This window comes from Qipengyuania sp., assembly GCF_042095715.1.
Taxonomy (GTDB): Bacteria; Pseudomonadota; Alphaproteobacteria; order Sphingomonadales; family Sphingomonadaceae; genus Qipengyuania.
The window spans coordinates 13,810-35,530 of the sequence record NZ_JBELMO010000026.1 but is presented as its reverse complement, the minus strand read 5'-3'; the positions used below and the strand labels follow the sequence as shown (position 1 = coordinate 35,530).

Genomic DNA, 21,721 nt, shown 5'->3' with positions numbered 1-21,721 from the left:
TCGGGCGGCGAGTTCGTGTTCGGAACCTACCGCCTGCAATTCGCGCCTGCCGACGGTGAGGCAAGCGAGGGCAAGATCGCGATCACCGTCAGCCGCGAGGAAAAAGGCGCAGGCGCCCGCGATGCCGTGCGTGACTTCGCCTTGTCGAGCGTGCTGCCCGGCAAGCGTGTCATGGCGTGGGGGCTGCTGTTGGTCGTTCTCCTGGCCTTCCTCGCGGCGCCGATCTGGAGCCATCTTAACCGCGCCGATGCCGAGCCCGGTTCGACCAGCCCCCAGGGCGTGGCGATGGATGCCGCGTGGAGCCCCGGCCCACTGTCGAAGGCGCATCACGCGCTGGAACAGAATTGCGAGGCTTGTCACGTCGAAGCCTTCGTTTCGGTGCGCGACGACACCTGCCTCTCATGCCACACCGATGTCGCCGACCATGCCGCGCACCCACGACTGGCCAAGGCACGCGCGCCGATGTCGGGCTTCACGGCGTTCCGGTGGAAAGTGGCGGAAACCTTCGGCAAGGAAGGACCCGAAGCCTGCACGACCTGCCATACCGAGCACGAGGGTGCCGGAGCTATGGAGCCAGCCTCACAAGCCTTCTGCGCCGATTGCCACGGCACGCTCAAATCGCGTCTGCCCGATAACAAGCTGGGCAACGCCGGCGATTTCGGGAGAAGCCATCCGCAATTCCAAGCACTTGTCTTCACCAGGCTGGGCAGCAGCCAGACGGAGCGAGTGAGCTTAGCCACCAAGCCCAAGGAGGCGAGCGGACTGAAATTCGACCACGATGGCCATCTGTCGCGCACCAACGGCGTTGCCCGCATGGCGCTGAGCCTTTCGCAATACGGCGCCCCGCTGGAATGCCGGGATTGCCACGTACCCGCGCCCGACGGAGTCGGCTTCCAGCCTATCGTGATGGAGGAGAACTGCGAAAGCTGCCACAGCCTCGTTTACGACAAGGTCGGCGACACCTTCCGGACGCTGCGCCACGGCGATGTCGCTCAAATGCGCGCCGATCTCGTCGCCATGGATCGTGCGCCCCGCCGTCCCATGCTGAGCGGGCGCAGGAGGGCGGGAGAGAGCGGGGTTTCGATGCCCAACTTCGGACCGCCGGTGCGCGATTACACCTCGATCGCGCGCGCCCTTTCACCCGAGGGGGTATGCGGTGAATGCCATTACCCGGCCAGCACCCCTAGCGGCCCGTCGGTGATGCCGGTGCATTTGCAGTCCCGCTACATGGTGGGGGGCAAGTTCGATCATGAGGATCACAAGCAGGAGAAATGCGCCTCCTGCCACGATGCGTCCACCAGCGGATCGGCGCGCGACGTGCTGCTTCCCGGGATCGCCACCTGCCGCACCTGCCATCTGGGCGAGGATGCCAAGGAGGCCAAGGTGCCTTCCGGATGCGTGATGTGCCATTCCTACCACGTACCCAGCGGAACGCCCCCGCCGGATCATCCAGGCAGCCCAAAGCGCCAAATCGCTGGTATTTCCCGGCGAGGGGGATAGAATGTCGAGGAGGGTGGGGACCACATGCTGATAGCGCAGATGACCGATATTCATATCGGCTTCGATCCGGACGCGCGGCCGGAAGAACTCAACCGGACGCGTTTTCGTGCCACGCTCGCGCGGCTGCTTGAAGCGCCCAACCAACCGGACCTGCTGGTTCTCAGCGGCGATCTCACCGATCACGGGGACCGGGATAGTTTTGCCAAGATCGCCGGCTTGCTGGAAGACGTGCCCTGTCCGATCCTGCCGCTGGTGGGCAATCACGACACCCGCGACGAGCTGCTTTCCGCCTTCCCCCAGTGCCCCAGCAACGACGGCTTCGTGCAATACACCCTCGAGCGTGACGGGCTGCTGATCATCTGCCTCGATAGTTACGAGCCCGGCCGGCACGGCGGTGCGTTTTGCGAAAGGCGCCGCGACTGGCTGCGCGCGCAACTGGACGCGAGCGAGGGCACGCCAGCAATCATCTTCATGCATCACCCTCCGGTGGTCTCAGGTATCGACTGGATGGACCCGGTCATGAGCGAAAGCTGGATCCGGAATCTCGCGGATGCGATCGAGGGGCACCAGCATCGCATCGAAGGGATCCATTGCGGCCATTTGCACCGCCCGCTCGCGTCCAGCTTCTGCGGCATCCCTCTGAATGTGACGCCCTCGGTCGCGCCGCTGGTGGCGATGGACCTCCGCCCCATCGACTCCACCAAGGCCGACAATCGCGACCTCATCACCACCGAACCCCCGATCTATGCCCTGCATCGCTGGGACGGCACCAATCTGGTCACTCATTACGAGACCGTGAGCGACTGGCAGGTGCTGGCGAGCTACGGCGAGCACCTGAAGCCCATGATCCGCGAGATGTTCGCCGAGCGCGGGTGAGGCGCACCGAAATCGCAACGGGCGAAACGCGCGATTGCGTCGCGCTCAACCGCCGCCCAGCTCGACGATCCAGGCTTCGATATCTTCGGTCGAGCGCATACTGCCTTCAAACGGGTGCACGGGTTTCCATGGCTCGTTAATCCCCCGCGGTCGCCCGCGATACACCTTCATCGGCATGCCCACCGTCGCCAGCCCGCTGGGCAAAGGATCGTCACGCACGTCCATGTACAGCGTATCGGCGCCCGTTTCCTGCCCCACTTGAATGGCGCCAAGCGAACGCCAAAGGTCGACCGCATCGAGACACGCCGACGCGCAGACCCAATCGGTAAGGATGTAGACCGGGCCTTGCGGGGAACCGGCGCCGTCGGTCGCGCCCTGCACTTCGGGCCGCTCTTCTGAAGATGGCTCACGCCACAAGGGTTCGTCCGCCGCCAGGGCAATTGTCATCCCCTTCACTGCACCTTCAAGCCAGTCGACCACCTCTCGGGGTGCATCGGGCGCGCTGGCATAATCCCGACGGTATTCATCCATGGCCGCGATGTTGGCGGGCGAGGCGCGCCATTCGACATAGTCCGATCCGCCCGACGCAGATGCGACCTTTTCTTCGCCCCAAATGATCCTCGCGATCTGTTTCGACCAGTCGGACGAGCCGCCGCCATTTCCTCTGAGATCGAGGACGATACGCGGTGCCGAGCGGATGGGATCGGCATCCTCGCGCATCTCACCGATCAGGGCCGCAAGGGCCTGCCCGGCATCGCTGCCAAGATCGCCGTCGAAATCGGACAGCGAATACCACCGCGTTCCGCTGGGGAAAGTCCGGGTTCCGATGTCGGGGCTGTAGCGGGCAGCGGTTGCTGCGAAGCGCTCGGCAAGCTCCTCGTCCGATATCGCGCGCCATTGCAAGGTTACGGTTCGGGGTGAGCCCTCGATCGAGAAAACGCACTGCTGTGGCCGACTAATGAACGGATTTCCGACATCTATGAACATGCGGCCGCCATGGATCATCCGCTGGCTATGAAGGTCCCACCGCCCCCGGAAATCACCCACATTTCTTTCCATGAGCTCCGCAACCGAAGTCCCGTCGCATTCCCGCAGTTCCGCTCCGAGCGGTAGGGCCGCATCGTCGGCAACCGTACGCACGATCTGGCGGCCATCGTCATCGTAACCCGTGAGAAAGCCCGGCCACGCAACCTGAAGATCGGGGGCCGCGTCCGTCGAACGGATCATGACGTGGCCATCGTCGAACGACGCGATGTAGGCCCGCATCGCCCAGAGATAGCCAGGATAGCCCTGGACGCGGTCAGCCCGCGCAAGCGCCTGCGCCAGTGCTTGGTCATTACGCTGCGTGAATTCCGGATCGAGAGGGTTGACCGGGCCGGGATGGTTGGCGTCCACAAGATCATGCAATGCCTGCGCATCGGTCCGCAGAGCGGCAGCCCAGTCCTGTTCGGCGGCGGGGCTCGCCGCCATCAGCGCGACCGCAAGCGCGCTCAAAGCGATCTTGCCTACCATACGAGTTTCCTTGTGCATGCTTTATTGCCCGCGCGCCTCTCCGGCATAGCATTTCGGGAGCGAATGACGCGGTCAGAACAAAGCAGGATTATCTTCTTCCAATGTAGGAGACCGCATGCCATGTTGCGTAGCTCCCTGGCCATTGCGTTTCCCGCCTTAGCCTACGGTGCGGATTTTCTTGCTGGACTGCGTCATGGTGTAAACCACGTGTAAACTTCGGCGGACCGTCGGATCCAGTGGATCTCTGCCGAAAACCGCATTTTTCTCGACTAACGCCCAGTCGAGGCACCGCGCACAGGGCCCCGGGCTCCGACCCACGCGCTCATGTCGGGCTCGTCGCTGACCTTCCACGGCACGCCTTTGGCTGTAAGGAACAGCTTTTCCATCTCGCTGCGGTCGAAGGGGCGGGAGCCGAGCCTGCCGAACACCGCCATCTGGCCGCCCGTTTCGTCCACGGCGCGATCCCTCGAGAGTCCCCGTGACAAGGAAATGGCGGGCGTGGGCGTGCTGGCCCAGGCAATCAGTTCAGGTATCGGTCGGGGACTGAAACCGTAGAAGTTGGGCTGGCTCGAAGGGCTGGTCAGCTGGATCACCTTCAGCCCCCCCGCGCCATCGGCGACATAGGCGAAGGCAGAGGCATTGGTGGAGGCGACGATCACATCCTGTGCGTCAATCATCCGGCCGTCGAAGGTCTCCCTGCGGTAGATGGTGGGCGTCAGCGGCCGGGTGACGTCGACGATGACCAGCCCGTCCCGCCCGGCGGCAACATAGGCATAGGTGCGCGCGATGGTCACGCGCCGTGCATCGGTCAGCGGAACGGTCGCCTGCGGCAGCGCCATGGGATTGCGCATGTCGGTGATGTCGAACAGCTCGACCCCCTGGGCGCTGGTCGCCCAGAGATAGCGGAACTGGATCGCGGACGCGCGCATGTCCTCCACCTCGCGAACCGCCGCCAGCCGGGGCTGAAGCGGATCGGCAAGGTCGACGACCACCAGCCCACTGTTCGCGGCGATATAAGCGATGTCGCCAGCCAGCGTGATGTGCCGCGCCCCGTCCAGCACCCCATCGGGATTCCACGCGTCCCGTCCGTCCCCGAACGGCGCGCGTTTCAGCTTGTTGTTGCGGAACTCGCCATCGGCCATGGTGGTAACGTCCACCAGAACCAGCCCTTCGACGGCATCGGTGATGACCGCGTAATCGTAGATGGGCTTCATCGCCTGTTCCTGGTTGAACTGGAGCAGGGACATCGGCGTCCCGTCAGCGTTCATCAGCGGGTTGCCATCGGCATCCTTCACGCCCGTTGCGGCCATGGCTCTATTGCGGTCCGGACGCACCGGCTGATCGGTGGCCAGTGCCATGCAGGTGGCGTTGCTGGTGGCGACATGCGTATCGTGACCCAGCGCACTGAACGGCGCGGTCAGGATGCGCTCGGAGATGCCCTTGTTGGCGATGGAGGCCACGTCGTAGATGCGGAAGCCGCCCTTGCCCTCCGCCACGAACATGTATTCGCCGCGCAGTTGCAGGCACCCGACCCGGTCCTTGGTCGCTTCCACCGTATTACGAAACTGCTCGAAAGGGTAAGTTTCGCCGGAAAGATCGTCGTCGAAGGTCTTGCCACGGTCCCAGTTCTTCAGTTCGCGCCCGTTGCCTTCGACATGCATGCGCCAATAGTCGGGGTAGGCATAGCGATGCAGATAGCTACCAAGCACTGCCTGCGGCTCGTCCCACTCGGTGACGCGCGTGGCTTGGAATCCGCCCTCGAGCCCGGACCAGGCGTTGAGACCGACGAAGTTCACATAATTGGTCCCCAACAGCAGGAGCTGGGCCATGATGGCGTTGTTGTCGTCCTTCGCGGATAGATGGCAGTCGGAGCAGGTCTTGGTCTCTTCGGTGCGCACCGTGTGCGGAAAATGCGGTGCGAAAGCCTGGCTGGAATAGCCGGCAGAGGAAATGGGCGGCTGCTGAATGTAGATTCGCTCGCGGTTGATGTTGGTGGAGCTGAGCACAAGCGCGCTGGTCGAGCGGATCGGCGCGACCTCGTTGCCCTTTGTCGTCTGGTGGATACCCAGCTGGTACATCTCGTCACGCGCCACCTGGGGATTGTAGGTCGCGAAGTTGCGCGTCTCTTCCCCTTCATAACGGTGCATCTTCGTCTTCCAGTTCGCCTCGATCGGAAGGTGACATCCACCACAGCTCGTGGTCCAGGACAGATGACAGGTGAAGCAGGCCATCTTGCCGACCTCGTGCGCGCGCATTCCCGGCTTGATCCCGGTGCCGAACTCGAACTTGCCGGTCTCGCCACCATCCTTGCTCATCAGCTTGGCGCGCGCCGATTTGGGATTGAAGCCGGGGCTGGTAGGATCGACGCTGTTCTTCACCAGCGCGACCTTCCATTCCAGGCTCGGGTCGACCAGCGAACGCTGGATCAACTCACGCCGCCCGTTGGGCAGATCGATCCATTCGAAGCGGCGCTGGCCATCGGGGTTGCGAAGCAGTTCCAGGTTGTTGCCCTTGGGTGGGGCTGCTGGTCCGCTGGTCCTCAGGGTCGGATAATCGTCTGCGGTCCCGTGGCAATCGACGCAGCCGATCTCCACCGCATTGGCGACTTCGCCGTAGATGAGCCCGTTTCCGTGGCTATCCTGGGCGAAGTGGCAGTCGGCACACTGCATGCCCTTTTCGGCGTGGATATCCATGAGGTGCACCGTCTTGCCCGGGTTCACGCCCGGGGGCACGAACTTGCCCTCACCCTTCCTGCGCCATTTCTCCGGGTCGTCGGGGCTGACGATATTGCGGTCCTTGTCCAGCAGATTGCCCTCGCGATCCCGTTTCAGGATCGCGCGGAAGTTCCAGCCGTGGCCATGATAGTCCGCGAACTGCGTGTCCTTGAGATCGGGATTGAGATCGTAGACGTTGCGCAGGAAATCGAGGTCGGCCCATTTGCCTCGCGGCGCGGCACCCTCGGGGTTGCGGGTCAGCACCTCGTGCACCTCGGCGGCGGTGGGATATTTCTGCTCTTTTGGCCACATGCTCGGGGCATCTGACTCATAATCCCACATGGTGTAGCCGAGATAGGAGTTCAGGAAGATGTTCGGCTGGTGCATGTGGCAGTTCATGCACTGGGCGGTGGGAATGGAGCGGGTGAAGGCATGGCGCACCGGGTGCCCCTTCTCCTTCACCGGGGTCTTGGCGGGCCACTTGTCGCCGCTTTCGTGGCCATCGCCGGGCTGTTTGACTGTACCGTGACCACCTGAATGATCGGCGCCGTGATCGCTCTCATGCCCATCTCCATGGGCGCGATCTCCCTCCATCAGGCGGTTGATCGTGGGATCGATCGACTGGGTCTGGCCGTCACGCCCATATTTGGCGTAGACAAGCGAATGGCGCGGCTCCCGGTCGTTGGCGTAGACCACGTGACAGGATGCACAGCCGGAATGACGATAGTCACCCGGCTGATCGTTGGTGCCCATGAACCAGGTGAAAGGATCGTTGAGGCGCGTCTTGTGCATGTTGAGCACGGGGATCGCGACACGAAGCCCGGTCCCCGGTCCGCGGTTGGATTGCTTCAGATCGGGCCTGCCGGGTTCTTCCAGCCGCTGGATCTGGCCCGTGGGGTTGGGGAGCCCGATCTCGGGAAATTGCGAGTTGATGGTGCGCCCGCCGCGTTCGAACACCCGGAAGATGTCCCCGGGCGGAATGACGGTCCAGTTGGGCAGCGGGTACAGCTCGGCCAGCGCCCCGCGTGCCGCCTGCTTCGCCGTCACCGTGCCCGGCGGCACGCCCGCGCTTTCGATCTTCGCCGGCAGGCCATCGCGGGTGTAAGCCTCGCCCAGCAGATAGTTTTTGAACGGCAGGATACCGTTGTTATAAGCGGCGCCGCCCCATAGCATCGCACCTGTCGCCATAAGCGAGCGCTCGCTGGCCTCGATCATGTCCATGTGGCAGGCGCCGCAAGCCTCGCGGGCGACGCGATAATCCGAAGGGTTGTTGAACCGGATGAAGACCGGATCTTCCTTGTTGAGCAGGGCATAGGACTGCTTGGGATTGGCAGAGCTCGGGAAATGCCAGCTTTCCGGATATTTCGGCAACACATGCGCCCGGTCGCGCGCCGCGACGTAGAGAGGATCATCGTGGTCCAGGCTGCTGTCGCCCCGCACGCTGGCATCGCCGCCGTGGCAATCCGTGCAGCCGAGCCGCACTGCTTCGGAAACGTGCATGGTGGGCGCATCGGTCTGGACGTGACAGCTATTGCACCCTTCCGACTTGCCCAGCATCGCCTCGATCGTCTGGCCGCGCGGGGCGGGGGGCGCCGTTACGCGGCTGTAATCGCGCTTTACCGGCTTCTCCTTCTCCGCCGCCATTGGTTGCGCGACGAAGGTGGCCCCGGCGAAGAGAAGCACTGCGATGGCAAGGAGGAGGCGATTGAAAGCGCGCATCAGTAAGTCACGATCACATTGGCCAGGATGGATACATATGCGTCGGAGCGTGATCTATCGGTGAAGAGATCCTGGAAGCCAGCTCCCGGAAGAAGTGCCGCTGCGGAGAGCCGGGCAACGATATTCTGCGTCGCCTTGGGTCGCCAGATCGCCGCCATCGAAAGGTCCCATCCGATATCCCGCGGAATGCTGCCCTCGTTGCGCAGGACCTGGAGCGTGGTCGTATCGGCAAACCACAGATGATTTGCATTGGCCGACAGGCGAAATTCCGGGGTCAGATCGAAATCTCCTCCCGCGCCCACCAGAATGAGGCCCGGATTGTTGAAGTTCGACTGGCCCTGTTCCTTGGAGCTCCGCAGGGAGTTCAGGATTCCGTTGCGACCCGATAACGAAATAACGCGGCCGCCACCTGCGAATGGGATGGTCTGCCGGATCCAGTAAGATGTGTCCGCACCGGCGAAAACGGGATTCTCGAATATGGCGTCGAAACCTGCCTCGACATTGTTGTATGGATCGGAATCCCCGCTTCCATAGGCAGCCGATAGCCGGAAGCGGGCCCAATCCTTGTCATAGCTCGCCTCCGCCGCGGCAAAATAGGCGCGGACATCGGCCTTGCGGTCGGTAAAGAAGCTGTTCCGGTCGCTGCCGAAGGCACCGTAAATGCTGGCAGTCAGATTGAGCCGGTCGATATGGCCATCCGCGTTGTAGCCGACGTAGACGACATCGTATTCGCGTCCGCGCAGCGTCCCCAGAAGCGCCGGCCTCACGGGAAAGCCATTGTCGTCTATCTTGATGTTCCGGCGCTCGCGGTTCATGTTGTAGACCACGGTCACTTGGCTGGTCAGCGCGGGGATCAGGAAATCCTGGCGATAGACGTTGGCAAACAGCACCAGATCGTCCCGCGGGCTCTCCACCACGGAGTTGAGGCCGCTGTTGGTATCCTTCTCCAGTCGCACGAATGCGCCGAAGTTGTATTGGAACCGGTTGTTGTCGCGGGTTCCGAAGAAGCGCACGCCCAACTGGTTGTCGTTGAACAGGAAGCCGCGAAAATCGGCCTGAAATGGCTGGATACCGATGCGCACGCTGTCGAAATCGTATCGATCCGACACATCGCGGAAGTGATAGTCCACGAAGGCTTCCTGCACGCCCACGAAGAAATCCGTCCGGTTCGTGCCCAGAGAGGGTTCCACGTAGAGCACCCGCCGTTCAGGCACCTCCACGTGATTGACATTCGCCGCCAGCGTAAGCCGATATTCGACGGCAGGCGGCTTGTACGCGGTGTAGCCCTTGATGAGAGCCACGCCGCCGATGAATGTTTGCGCCGCCACCAGGCTGAAAGGCCGCCCGAACACATCGAGCGATCCGGGCCGCTCGGTTGTCTGAACGCCGACTGGAACGGGAAAGGTGCGCGGTTCGACCACGGTATCGCTGATGGCGTTCACCACGAAGAACCAGTCGTCCCCCTTGATCGGAAGCCAGGGCACCTTCGCACGATCGATGGGCCGATCGCCCTTGTAGGTGTTCTGGTGGTAGGGGTCGCTCCATCTTTCCGTGACCAGGCCAAGGCTCTCGATCAATCGCCACCGGTCGGGAACGGGAATCTGGTCCAGCGGGAAGGCTTCGGGCGGCGGTGCGCGAACCGCGCCAAGATTGTTCTGGTCCACTGGATCGCGAAGATCGTCCGTGTTGTCGGGACGGCGTCGTCCATCGATTATCTCGTTGTCCACTGGTGGCGGCTCGGGCCGTTCCGCCTGCACCCTTGGCGTGATCGTATCCTCCGGGGGAGGATCCTGCACGATGGCCTGAGCAACAAGGGGGAGGGCGAGCGCTGTGAGCATCACAAGCCCTGGCACACGTTTTGCGCGGGATCGTCCAGGAATGGCGCGAAGGGGCAATTGACGTATCGCAGCCTCACCTGACGGCCGCGTGTCGTCACTACGATCCTGTCCGCGCGAATGGCCGGCGGCGCATTTCCGAAAGTCCCGGTGACCCCTGCGTTGTGCGTCCCGAGGAAGCTGACCATGTCATCCTGGTCGATGCCATCCCCCGAAACGCCGATGCCGCCCACCAATCTGTTGCCGCGATAAACCGGGACCGACCCCGGGAAGATCTGGATGCCATTGGCGATCCGCGGCCTGCCCCCTGGGGCTGCCGGTAATTGCGTGCAGGCGCGCGGTGTGTCGGGTTGTGCGCCGCCGCTAACGACATGGCCGAGATGCTGAAGGAGGTTGGGCGTTACCAGATCGAGCTGAAGCCCGACCGCGAATGGGCTGAAATCCTGCGGGTCATCGACCGAAAAGGGGCCGGCAACCGAACTCACTTCGCCATCGGGAAAATACGGGCGGGAGAGGTTCCCCCCGGATCGATCCGCGAAGGCGAACGAGCCGGTCAGCGCGCCGGGATCGGCCAGAAAATCGCGAACTCTCTGAACGTAGCGGGAAACCCCCGGCGTTGCGGAGAGCTGCGCGCCCGCGTCGGTACTGGAAAAGAATGCCGCGGTGCGAGCTTTCTGCAGGCTGACATCGGTGCCGAAAATCGGGCCATCGGGCGATCGGACTATGCCCAGGATCGCTCCGTCGGTATCGACCACGCTGATCGTCGCCTGCATCCGGCTGTCGAGCGGGCGGCGGATCTGCGCCCGTGCCCTGCTGAGCACGGCAAAGGCCGCTTCCATGAGCGCGCGAACTTCGCTGGCGGTGAGCGGGGAGGGATTGCTGGCGGCGTCCGTCCCGGCGCGGATCGGATAGCGCGGATTGCCGGAACCGTCAGTCAGAACATAGGCATCCGGATTGGCGAACTCGGCAGCACTGCTGGGCCGGATACCCGATGCTTCCGTTCCATAGGTCGCGCCCGCCACGATGGTCCCACCACCATAGCTGGTCACGGGGACCAGATTGCCGCTGGATGGGTCCAGCATGCCGGAGAGCGGCGCCAGATCCCCTGCAACCATGTCGGAATAGCGCAAGCTCGTGCCGTCAACCGTGATGCGTTCGGCCAGGATCTCCGTAGGTGGCGTAAACCCTTGGGTCCCGGCGAGTGCGATGGCCTCCTCCGCATTCACGTCGCGGTCGAGCGTGTTCGGATCGAACGCGTAGCTTCCGTCTCCTTCCACGCCGATCCCGCCGACGACCACGCCGTTTTTGTAAAGCGGCAACCCTCCGGGATCTGCGGAAAGGCCCAAAGGAGATCGCTTGGGCCCGATCAGGCCATCGCTGGCCCTAGCAGACAGGTCCGAACAGGGGAGCTGGCTGAATTGCACCCCGAACAAAGGTCCGCTCTCCAGCCCGGCGGTGCTGGGCGCCGGCGGAAAATGTTCTTGGACGATCTGGCTGGCGGTGCGGCTGGAGAACGCATTGCCGCCACTCGAAAGATACGCCCCGGTTATGGCCTTCGCTATGGCGGCGGCGGCGGCGGGAACCTCTGCCCCTTGCAGCCCTTCTTCATCGCCGCGCGGTGCAATACCGCCGATACGACGGCGGCTTATGGTGGTCCCCGCCCGCGCCCCATTCATGGCAAAAACCGCCAGGACATTGCCAACCCGGTCGGTAACCGAGATCGTGACCGGCAAATTTCGTGCGCGCGCTTCGCCCACGGCCTGACCCAGCACCTTCTGCACGTCGGCGACCGACAAGGATTCGGCGGCGGGGCGGGTAAAGACACCGCCCGAAGGGGCCGGGGAGGGTGTGGGCGGACTGCCGCCACCAAGCCCGTCGCCTGCGGAAGAGCCTCCGCCGCCGCAGCCCGATAGCGCCAAGCCGCCGGCGGCGACCATACAGGCGATGGCACCCCCCCGCCGCATCGTCAGCGAAGCGCTTCGATGGCTCGGGTCGCTTGCGCCAGAGCAGAGCGGAATTCCGCCGGACGATAGCCGTTCGGCTCTTCGACCGCGGCATAGGCGCGGTTGATGCTCGAACGAATGCCCGCGGCAGCGCCTACGGTCACTCGGCCATCGCGGACGAGCGCATTGAGCAACGTATCGACTGCCATCACCGCCTGGACCGACCCGGCATAATCCGTGAAGCGGGTCCTTGTCGCTTCCCCGGCCACGGTGGCGATTACCTGGAAGGCGTCGTCTGAAGAATAGGACCTGGCAGCCAGCGCATTCGAGAGCGCCGCAGCGCGATCGCGCATCTGGACGGAAGCTTTCTGAACCGCCGTCCGCCCATCGGCAAAGGCAGTGTGAAACGCGCGGCTGGCCTGATCCAGCCCCGCTGCCTCCCCCGGGGCAAAGGTGCGTGCCACGGCGGAAAGCAGAATCATGTTCTCGTCATTGAAAGGCGGATTGCCGAACCGGATCGGGCGTCCGGGGTTTGTTTCGAAGGTGCGGCGAGCCTTCGGGCCATCCGTGATCTGGCGGTGGCAGCTATGGCAATCGAAAAAATAGAACTCCGGAAACAGCCCGCGCGAGGCATAATCGGGACGGGCGAAAACGTCCGTCTGGCGGCGTACCGCCTCGGCCTGGCCCACCGCCCACATCTTCACGCTGTCGCTCCGGCCCTTGCGGCGTACATAGTCGGCATCTTCATCGTGATGGCGTTGCAACGCGCTGAAGAGATCGAGCTCGAAGGAAACGCGCGGATGGCCAGCGGCCATCATCGAGTGGGTGACGAACTGATTGCCTTTCGCACTTCCCCAATGGCAATCCAGACAAACACTGGCCCGCACCTGCGGTCGCTCCAGGGGAGTGAGACCGGCAGCGACATTGGATGCATGTGTCGCAGATCTGGTGTAGTGCACCGCCAGCCAGTTTTCGGCAGGGCCGTGGCAGCTTTCGCATCCGACGCCATCATTGGTAAGAAATCTGCGGCCTCGGTCGTCATTGGGGACATAGGTGGCGTGGCATCCCAGGCACGCAGGTGCTGCGGTAGGATCGCCCAGCCCCAGAGCGCCCGCAATCGCACGACCACGAGCCCCGGAAAGTACGGCAAGCGCTCTACTGTGCGCCCCGGTGGGAGAGGACGGATCCTGCCAGCTGGCGATTTCGTCCTGACGTACGACCGCGCCGTTGCCCTCGGCCCGTCCATGACAGGTGGAACCAGCGCAACTGGCGACGCCCATGTACCGGCCCGCCGCATGACCGGGCACCTGCAATGTCCCGAGGCAAACGAGCACCACGAAAAGCAAGCGACGCAGGGCTGGCATCGCACCGGCCCCATCGCTTTGCCTCGCTTGCGTCCGTTGATGGCGCATGTTCCCCCAACTCTGCTCCCACGGCCCACTGATCCCCATCAGTGGCCCGGCCCCATGCCCGAAGCGCCCGGGCAAATTCACGCTAGCGGGTCATTCACCGCTCGTCATCAATCGATCCGACAGCATCGTCAGCTGCGTCGAACAGCCCTTGTCCGCCAATTCCGCAGCAAGCTCATCTGGCGCATCCGGCACGTTGTCCAGCACCACGAATTCGATCGGCTGCGGGGCACTGCCCTCCTCGCTGCTCAAGCGATAGCTGCTGTTGACGCGCAGCGGCAGCTTGTCCGGTCCAAGCACGGCCTGGGCCTCGTCTGCCGGAAATTCGATCTGCACGAGATAGTCGGACTTGCCGCTGCGCAGCACATATGTCCTCGCGACATCGGTATCGGGACGCCAGAATGTGACGACAGAGGAATCGGCCAGGCACATCTTGCCCGGCTTGGTCACATCCACATTCCACAAATTCGGATTTTGCGGCGCTGCTGCGTTCACCCCGCTGCGAACCGCTCCGGTACGAACTCTGGCGCTGGCGTTCTGGCGGGTAAGGATGACAAAGGTCGACCGGGTCGATTCCCCGCGAACACCCACGGTAAAGCGCCCCGGCCCGCTGATGACTTTGGTCCCCTTCGAAGTCAGAACCGTCACGCTGTCACCCTTTTGCAGGGTGATCGTAGCGCTGTCGTCCAGCTTCTTGCCCACCGGATATTGCGAAGCAGACGGTCCGCTCGCCTTCACCACGACGCCAGCCTGAGCGGCGCCGGCCAGCATGAGCGCGACGCCGGCGAGCATTCCGCCCGCCATCCCTTTACCCCAACGCATAAAAACCTCCCTCTTCGAGATTCCTCGTTCGCTTTAGCAGATTGGCAAGGGCACTGTCATCCGGATAGCGCGACGCGACATCCGCGACCAACGCGATCGCCGCTGCGATATCGTTTTCGACGAAGCGTGCCGCTCGGGCAAGCCTGTCGCGATCCTCGTCCGGGAAGCCGGGGGCCGGTTCCATCAGTTCGACCGGTTTTGCCCGGCCGCGCAGCTGGACCGATCCCATCGCGCGCCACCAATCGAGGCCTGATCGATCCGCGAATTCGCGGCTTGCCATGATCGCGCTATCCAAGGCCTTGTTGGCCGCTTCGAGCCGGGCGGCTGTATTCATACTATCTCCGAGCGCGGTGTACTGGATGCGCCTCTGCCCGCCGAAATTCCCCACAACCGCCTCACCCCAATGAAGCCCGACGCGGGTTTTGCCGATCTTCGGCAGATCGGGGTCCATCTTCGCGACCTCATCGCGGAATGCTTCACCCGCCTGCCACAATGCATAGCCAGCGCGAGCTGCGCGCATCCCGTCATCGGCGCGCGCCAGCGGCGCACCCCAGAAAGCTACGACCGCGTCGCCCACGAACTTGTCGATCACCCCGCCATGGTCGAGTACGACGCGGCTTAGCATATCCAGGTAGCGGTTGAGCAGCTTCGCCACCATTTCCGGGGGGATCGCGTGGCTCATCTTGGTGAAGCCCTCCAGATCGGAGAACAGAACGAAGAGGTCTTTCTTCTCCCCATGCAGGGCAAGCAGTTCCGGATGCTCTATGATCTCTTCGGCCATTTCGCGGGGCAAATATTTGCCGAGCGCGCCTTGTGCGAAATTGCGCTGTGCGGCGCCCGCCGCGCGAGCCGCGCTGGTGACCGCGACGAAAGCGATCACCCAGCCAAGAACCCATCCGAAGGCGGGGACGCCAAGCGTATCCACCTCCAGAAAAGTCATGACGACCGGGATGCCCAGTATGAACACAAATTGCAGGGCGACGAGCAGATAGATGCGCCAGCTCCGGGACTCCAGAAGCCCGGTCAGCACCCCCATCATGATGATGAGATAAGTGAACGTCCACAGCAGCAATTGAGAAGGCGCGCGCAGTTCGGCCCCATCCAGCATCTGCTGAAGCATTTCCGCATGGATCTGGAGACCCGGGGGCGCAGCCGCATCCATCACTTCGGAAAGGGGCGTGGGCACTCGGTCGTAATCGACGATATCGCCGCCGATCAGAACATATCGTCCCGCGATCTGCTGGCGCAGCATCTCGCGTACTTCGGGGATGGCGAAAACGCCGTCGCTCAGGAAGTTGTCGATCTGCAACTTGTTGACGACGCCTTCGCCCTTGAACCTGTTGAGGCGGTATCGGATCGCACCCGTGTAGCCGGGAAAAGCTTGTGCCTCTTCTCCGCTCGCGATCAGCATGGCCCGTCCCAGCACCGGGGGGAGGCCTTCGACAAAGGAGGGGAAACGACGTGTCACCCCGTAGTTGTCGTCAAGTCGCACGCTTCCCGGATGGGCACGGCTTCCGGCAAGTTGCGACATGAACTCTTCGAGAAAGAGCTGTTGCTCGTAAACGATATCGCCTTCGTTCGTGGCGAGATTGGCGTACCCCACCGACACGGGCGTTTCCATTGCACGCAGCGTATCGATAAGGTCCCGGTCTTCATCCTGTGGCTGATCGAAGAGGATATCGATCCCGATGGCCTTCGGATTGAGGCTGTCCAGATTGCGCAGCGCATCGGCCAGTATGCCCCTGTCCAGGGGTGAGCGCTTCTTGGCGGCAATCAGTGTCTGGTCATCGAAGACCACCATGACGACGCGCGGGTCCTGCTCCACCGCGTTGCGTTCTGCCTGGAAATAGAGGCGCATGTCGTACAGCGCGCGCTCGGCGCTGCCGGTGATCGGGAGCGCCCAGCTAAAAAAGGAAACGATCAGCGCCAGAAGCACCAACAGCGCCGAAAGGACAAGGCGGCGCGCGCCCGCCTCGCGGACGCTGCGCCAGCCCTTGCGCAGCAGGTTCTCTCTTCTGGCTTCGCTCAATCCCCACCCCCGGCCGCCCCCCGCGGCAGGTCACCTTTCTAGGCGCGGAAACGCGAGCCGCAAGCCCGCGTGTTCAGCGTCCCCCTTGCTCACTGGGCTGGGGGACACCTGACGGGGCGCAGGACCCTTCGTAGGCGAGGACCGGTTTGCGTGCCGCCTGCGTCTCGTCCAGACGGGATCGGGGCGCGAAATACGGTGCCGCGCGCAAGGCTTCATCGCCTGCCTTCGCCCGTTTCGCAACGCTGCGAACCGCCGCGATGAACTGGTCCAGCCCCGCCTTGCTCTCGGTCTCGGTCGGCTCGATCAACATGGCACCGTGGACGACCAGCGGGAAATACATGGTCATGGGATGGAATCCCTCGTCGATAAGCGCCTTCGCCAGATCGAGCGTGGTAAAGCCATCGGCGAAACCCTTGTCGCTGAACAAGGCTTCATGCATGCAGGGGCCGCTCGTACCGAACGGCGCATCCAGGATATCGTCCAGACCGCGCAGGATGTAGTTCGCATTGAGAACGGCATCCTCGGCAACCTGCTTCAGCCCGTCGGCGCCGTGGCTCAGGATATAGGCGAGCGCCCGCGTGAACATGCCCATCTGGCCGTGGAAGGCGGTCATCCGTCCGAAGTGCTGCAACTGCTTACCGAAATGCTCCTGCGCAAACGCGTCGGCGTCTTCTTCCTCGACGAGGTGGACCACGCCATCCTCTGTGCGGGCGGTGTACGGCAGCGGCATGAACGGGGCGAGCGCTTCGGAAAGCACCACGGGGCCGCTGCCAGGGCCGCCGCCGCCGTGCGGTGTCGAGAATGTCTTGTGCAGGTTGATGTGCATCGCATCGACGCCGAGGTCGCCCGGGCGTACCTTACCGACGATCGCATTGAAGTTCGCTCCGTCGCAATAGACGAAGCCGCCTGCCTCATGCACAGCGTCGGAGATCGCTTTCATGTCGCGCTCGAACAGGCCGCAGGTGTTGGGGTTGGTGATCATCACGCCCGCAACGTCCGGCCCAAGGCGTTCCTTCAGCTTCTCCAGATCGACGCGGCCTTCGGCGGTGGCGGGGATATCCTCTACCTCGTAGCCCGCGAAGGCGGCGGTCGCCGGATTGGTGCCGTGCGCGCTTTCGGGCACCAGCACGACCTTGCGCGGATCGCCCCGCGCTTCGAGGGCAGCGCGGATGCAAAGGATGCCGCACAGCTCGCCATGCGCGCCCGCCTTGGGGCTCATCGCGACCGAGTGCATGCCCGTCAGCTTGACCAGCCAGAAGGCGAGTTCGTTGATGACCTCCAGCGCGCCGCGCACCGTGTCCACCGGCTGCAACGGGTGCACATCGGCAAAGCCAGGCATCCGCGCGATTTTCTCGTTCAGCCGTGGATTATGCTTCATCGTGCAGCTGCCGAGCGGAAACAGCCCCAGGTCGATCGCGTAGTTCTGCCGGCTGAGCCGGGTATAGTGGCGCACCGCTTCGGGTTCGGACAGGCCGGGCAGGCCGATCGTTTCTGTGCGCTCCAGCCCGCCGAGGCGCGATTTCGGCGCAGGTGTGGGCGAGCGGGGCTGCTCCACGCCTGCAAGGTCAAGCTTGGCCGCGAAGTCGAAATCGACACCGGTGGTCTCGATATGGCCGATCTCGAAGATCAGCGGTTCTTCCAGCATCAGCGCGCGATTGCCAGTAAAGGTGGGACTTTCGGCGTTGCCGGCGAGCGGCGCGCTGGGCTTCCACCCAGATTTGTTCGGAGTCTTGGCGGGCGCATTCATGCCAGCACCTCCTTGAGGGCAGCGCAAAGGGCGTCGATATCGTCCTCGCTGGTGGTCTCGGTGAGCGTGACGAGGAGCCCTTCGGCCAGCGCGTCGTTGCCCGGATACAGCCGCCCCAGCGATACGCCCGCCAGAATACCCCGATCGGCGAGATTGCGCACCACTTGGCGCGCATCCTGCCCAATCATCAGCGTGAATTCGTTGAAGAAATTGTCGTTCAGCACGGTGACGCCGGGCACCTGCGCCAGTTTGTCCGCCGCCAGACATGCGAGCCGGTGGTTCTCCGCGGCCAGCTGGCGCAGACCCTTCTCGCCCAGCAGGCTCATGTGCACATTGAAGGCGAGCGCACACAATCCGCTGTTGGTGCAGATGTTGCTCGTCGCCTTCTCGCGCCGGATATGCTGCTCGCGCGTCGAAAGCGTCAGAACGAAGCCGCGCTTGCCCTCCGCATCGGTGGTCTCACCGCACAGACGGCCCGGCATCATGCGGACATGCTTTGGATCGCGCACCGCGAACAGGCCGAGATACGGCCCGCCGAACTGGAGCCCGACGCCGAGCGCCTGCCCTTCTCCCACCACGATATCCGCACCCATCTCTCCGGGCGATTTCACAGCACCCAGAGCCACCGGTTCGAGGTTCACCGCGATCACCAGCGCGCCCTTGGCATGCGCCGCTTCGCAGACCCTTTCAAGGTCGGACAGACGTCCGAGAATATCGGGATACTGGACCACGACGCATGAAGTATCCTCGTCGATCCGTCCGATCAGCCCATCGAGATCGGGCGATCCCTGCAAGGTCGGCAGTGCATCGGCGATCTCGTCTTCGGTAAACTTGGCCATGGTCCGCACGACCTCGGCGTAATGCGGATGCAGCGCCCCCGAGAGCACGACCTTGCGGCGCTTGCCGCGCGCGATCCGCCCCGCCATCGCGATCGCTTCCCAACATGCGGTCGAACCGTCGTACATCGAGGCATTGGCGACCGCGCAGCCATAAAGCCGTGCGACCTGGCTCTGGAACTCGAACAGCATCTGCAGCGTGCCCTGGGCGATCTCGGGCTGGTAGGGCGTGTAGGCGGTCAGGAACTCGCCCCGCTGGATGATGTGATCGACGCTGGCGGGAATATGGTGGCGGTAAGCGCCCGCACCGCAGAAGAACGGGGCGTCGCCGGCCGACAGGTTCTTCTGGCTTAGCGCGCGCATGTGCCGCTCCACCGCCATTTCGCTGGCGTGGGCGGGTAGCCCGGGGATCGGGCCCGACAGGCGCGCATCCTCGGGAACATCGGCGAATAGCATGTCGATGTCGGCGGCACCGATCTTTTCCAGCATCGCCATGCGATCGGTATCGGTCAGGGGAAGATAGCGCATGGTTGTTCCCTAGAGAGAATCGCAGAAACTCTTGTAGGCCTTGGCGTCCATTAGGCCTTCGAGCTCGGCCTTGTCGGCAATGGTCAGCTTGAAGAACCAGCCTTCGTCTTCGGGCGAGCTGTTTACCAGCGCCGGATCGTCCTCGAGCGCGGGATTGGCTTCGGTTACTTCTCCACTGATAGGGGCGTATACATCGCTCGCGGCTTTCACGCTCTCCACGACGGCGGCGTCCTTGCCCTTGGATATCTCGCTGCCGCTTTCAGGCAACTCGACGAACACGATATCGCCGAGTTGCTCCTGTGCGTAATCGGTAATTCCCACGGTCGCGACGTCGCCATCCACGTCGATCCATTCATGTTCGTCGGTGTAATAACGCGGCATTGGTCAATTCCCTCGATGATAGCGGTGGGGGACGAAAGGCAGTGGAGCGACCCGAGCAGGCAAGTGCTTGTTGCGAACCTCGACTGTAAGTTCGGTTGCTTCGGAAGCGGAGTCACGCGCGACGATAGCCATGGCGATCGGATGCCCCAGGGTCGGCGAAAAACCACCGCTGGTCACGCGGCCGACGGGCGTTTCGCCCTGGAAAACCTTCGCGCCTTCGCGCGCCGGAAGGCGGCCCTCGATCACAAGGCCTACGCGCTGTTCGGGCGCGCCTTGCGTAAGCAGTGTCGCAATCTTCTCGTGACCTTTCCAACCCCCGGCTTCGCGACGTTTCTTGGTGAGCGCAAAGGTCAGATCGGCGGTCACCGGGTCTACATCGGTGCCCATATCGTGGCCATAGAGGGGCAGTCCCGCCTCCAGACGTAGCGAATCGCGCGCGCCCAAGCCTGCGGGCCGGACCTCGATCTCGGCGCAGAGCCGGTCGGCCAGGGACTGCGCGAACTCCGCCGGGACGGAAATCTCGAAGCCGTCCTCACCGGTGTAGCCCGAGCGCGTGATGCGAAGGGGCCACTCGCCAAAGGAGTACTCGACCGACTGCATGAAGACGAGATTTTCCGGAACTCCGCGCATGACCCGGTTCAAAGCATCGGCGGCATGCGGCCCCTGGAGGGCCAGAAGCGCCTGGTCTTCCATGTGCGTCAACGTGACCTCGTCGGGAAGATGCTCGCGAAGGTGAGCGATGTCGTCCCACTTCGTCGCGCCATTGACCACGAGATAATAGGCCGGATCGCCCCAATGCCCTTCGGTTCCGGCATGAACATCTGGCTCCACCCATGGGGTGGCGTTGGTGACCATCAGATCATCCAGTATGCCGCCATCCTCGTTGAGCAGAAGCGTGTAGCGAACCCGGCCCGGTTTCAAGCTTGCGATCGCGCCGGGAACCAAGGCCTCGAGGGCGTCTGCGGCACCTTCCCCCGTCACCATGAGTTGCCCCATGTGGCTGACATCGAACAGTCCGGCCTGCTCGCGGGTCCACTGATGTTCGGCGACAATCCCGCCACCCGCTTCCTTGCCGTATTGGATCGGCATCCAGTACCCGGCAAAAGGTACCATGCGCGCACCCTTCGCGCGGTGCCAGCCGTCGAGCGGCAGCGTCTGCGTCTCGGTTTCGGTCTCGATTTCGCTATCTTCGCTCAAAGCTCTTTCCCGGCAGCAGGGCGCGCCCCGAAGTGGAGCGACTTGAACCCATGCCCCCTCTGTCGGGAAACCTGAGAGACTGGCGCAAGATCCGCTCGCGCTTACCCCTTCGGTGGCCTCCACCCTAAACAGGCAGAGGCGCTTTCCAGAGTGTTCATCCGGCCGAGCGGTCCCGATTGCCTGAGAGTTTCCGGGGCGGTTGCTCCTTCGGCGCCAGCGATTTCCCGCCGGGCTCTCCCGCTCGTCCGTCCACGGAATCACTTCCGTAGGGAACGGCGTAGCGGTGCGCGATTAGCGAGCCGTCGTCAATCGACAATCAGCCATCATGCCAATGATAATCGAGGGCGCCCTCGCGAAACGCGAAGCGGTCGACATGACGCTCTACCGCGCCCTTCAGCGCCTCGAGCTGGCCCTCGGCACTGGCGACGATCCGACAATCGAGGCTACCGGCTCCCGGCATCAGATCCACGATTCCATCACCCGGCCAGTCCGCACCCCGCGCGTCGCGCGGAAAGACGATCCGCCTTGCATCGCCGTTTTCCACGACGGCCAGATTATGCGCCCAATGTTTGCCGAGTTGCGCGGCATAGCGCTTGCCCTGCCCCGTCGCGACGCGCGCTTCGCTTTGAAATCTCATCTTCTGCTCCTGCAAATCATTTGCAACAGCTATCAT

At 63.4% G+C, this 21,721-nt stretch carries 14 protein-coding genes and 1 riboswitch; of the genes, 2 read left to right on the top strand and 12 right to left on the bottom strand.

Going from position 1 to position 21,721, the window contains the following annotated elements:
• Both ACFDTG_RS08185 and ACFDTG_RS08180 read left to right on the top strand, forming a co-directional pair.
• On the top strand, positions 1 to 1,500 hold a 1,500-nt coding region (locus ACFDTG_RS08185), incomplete at its 5' end, for a cytochrome c3 family protein (protein ID WP_375290539.1).
• A gap of 24 nt (positions 1,501 to 1,524) precedes the next feature.
• A complete protein-coding gene (locus ACFDTG_RS08180; protein WP_375290538.1) occupies positions 1,525 to 2,376 on the top strand; it encodes a phosphodiesterase in 852 nt (283 codons plus the stop codon).
• Between the two features lie 45 nt (positions 2,377 to 2,421).
• Here ACFDTG_RS08180 and ACFDTG_RS08175 read toward each other — a convergent pair whose 3' ends face one another.
• The 12 genes from ACFDTG_RS08175 to ACFDTG_RS08120 all read right to left on the bottom strand — a co-directional run bounded on the left by ACFDTG_RS08175 (position 2,422) and on the right by ACFDTG_RS08120 (position 21,685).
• Entirely contained in the window at positions 2,422 to 3,888 is a 1,467-nt protein-coding gene (locus ACFDTG_RS08175; protein ID WP_375290537.1) for a S41 family peptidase, read from the bottom strand.
• 269 nt (positions 3,889 to 4,157) lie between these two features.
• Positions 4,158 to 8,321, bottom strand: coding sequence for a hypothetical protein (locus ACFDTG_RS08170; protein WP_375290536.1), 4,164 nt, complete (start codon positions 8,319 to 8,321; stop codon positions 4,158 to 4,160).
• Entirely contained in the window at positions 8,321 to 10,159 is a 1,839-nt protein-coding gene (locus ACFDTG_RS08165; protein WP_375290535.1) for a hypothetical protein, read from the bottom strand. The genes ACFDTG_RS08170 and ACFDTG_RS08165 overlap by 1 nt, the downstream gene beginning before the upstream one ends.
• A complete protein-coding gene (locus ACFDTG_RS08160; RefSeq protein WP_375290534.1) occupies positions 10,159 to 12,093 on the bottom strand; it encodes a heme-binding protein in 1,935 nt (644 codons plus the stop codon). The genes ACFDTG_RS08165 and ACFDTG_RS08160 overlap by 1 nt, the downstream gene beginning before the upstream one ends.
• Before the next feature lie 29 nt (positions 12,094 to 12,122).
• Positions 12,123 to 13,463 carry a multiheme c-type cytochrome gene (locus ACFDTG_RS08155; protein ID WP_375290533.1) on the bottom strand — a complete coding sequence of 447 codons (1,341 nt, stop codon included), beginning with the start codon at positions 13,461 to 13,463 and terminating at the stop codon, positions 12,123 to 12,125.
• A 138-nt stretch (positions 13,464 to 13,601) separates the two neighbouring features.
• Positions 13,602 to 14,330, bottom strand: a complete 729-nt coding sequence (locus ACFDTG_RS08150; protein ID WP_375290532.1) for a hypothetical protein — start codon at positions 14,328 to 14,330, stop codon at positions 13,602 to 13,604.
• Positions 14,317 to 16,359 (bottom strand): CHASE2 domain-containing protein, encoded by a 2,043-nt coding sequence (locus ACFDTG_RS08145; RefSeq protein WP_375290531.1) that lies wholly within the window; start codon positions 16,357 to 16,359, stop codon positions 14,317 to 14,319. The genes ACFDTG_RS08150 and ACFDTG_RS08145 overlap by 14 nt, the downstream gene beginning before the upstream one ends.
• A 73-nt stretch (positions 16,360 to 16,432) precedes the next feature.
• Positions 16,433 to 18,106: an aminomethyl-transferring glycine dehydrogenase subunit GcvPB gene (gcvPB, locus tag ACFDTG_RS08140; protein WP_375290530.1), complete on the bottom strand. Its 1,674-nt coding sequence runs from the start codon at positions 18,104 to 18,106 to the stop codon at positions 16,433 to 16,435.
• Positions 18,103 to 19,470 (bottom strand): aminomethyl-transferring glycine dehydrogenase subunit GcvPA, encoded by a 1,368-nt coding sequence (gene gcvPA / locus ACFDTG_RS08135; protein ID WP_375290529.1) that lies wholly within the window; start codon positions 19,468 to 19,470, stop codon positions 18,103 to 18,105. Before gcvPA ends, gcvPB begins: the two co-directional genes overlap by 4 nt.
• Before the next feature lie 9 nt (positions 19,471 to 19,479).
• Positions 19,480 to 19,851, bottom strand: coding sequence for a glycine cleavage system protein GcvH (gcvH, locus tag ACFDTG_RS08130; RefSeq protein ID WP_375290528.1), 372 nt, complete (start codon positions 19,849 to 19,851; stop codon positions 19,480 to 19,482).
• Between the two features lie 3 nt (positions 19,852 to 19,854).
• The gene (gene gcvT, locus ACFDTG_RS08125; RefSeq protein WP_375290527.1) at positions 19,855 to 21,048 is read right to left on the bottom strand and encodes a glycine cleavage system aminomethyltransferase GcvT; all 1,194 of its coding nucleotides are present in this window, start codon (positions 21,046 to 21,048) and stop codon (positions 19,855 to 19,857) included.
• A 157-nt stretch (positions 21,049 to 21,205) separates the two neighbouring features.
• Positions 21,206 to 21,298, bottom strand: a riboswitch (glycine riboswitch).
• Between the two features lie 66 nt (positions 21,299 to 21,364).
• Positions 21,365 to 21,685 (bottom strand): DUF2218 domain-containing protein, encoded by a 321-nt coding sequence (locus tag ACFDTG_RS08120; RefSeq protein ID WP_375290526.1) that lies wholly within the window; start codon positions 21,683 to 21,685, stop codon positions 21,365 to 21,367.
• Between the last annotated feature and the right edge of the window lie 36 nt (positions 21,686 to 21,721).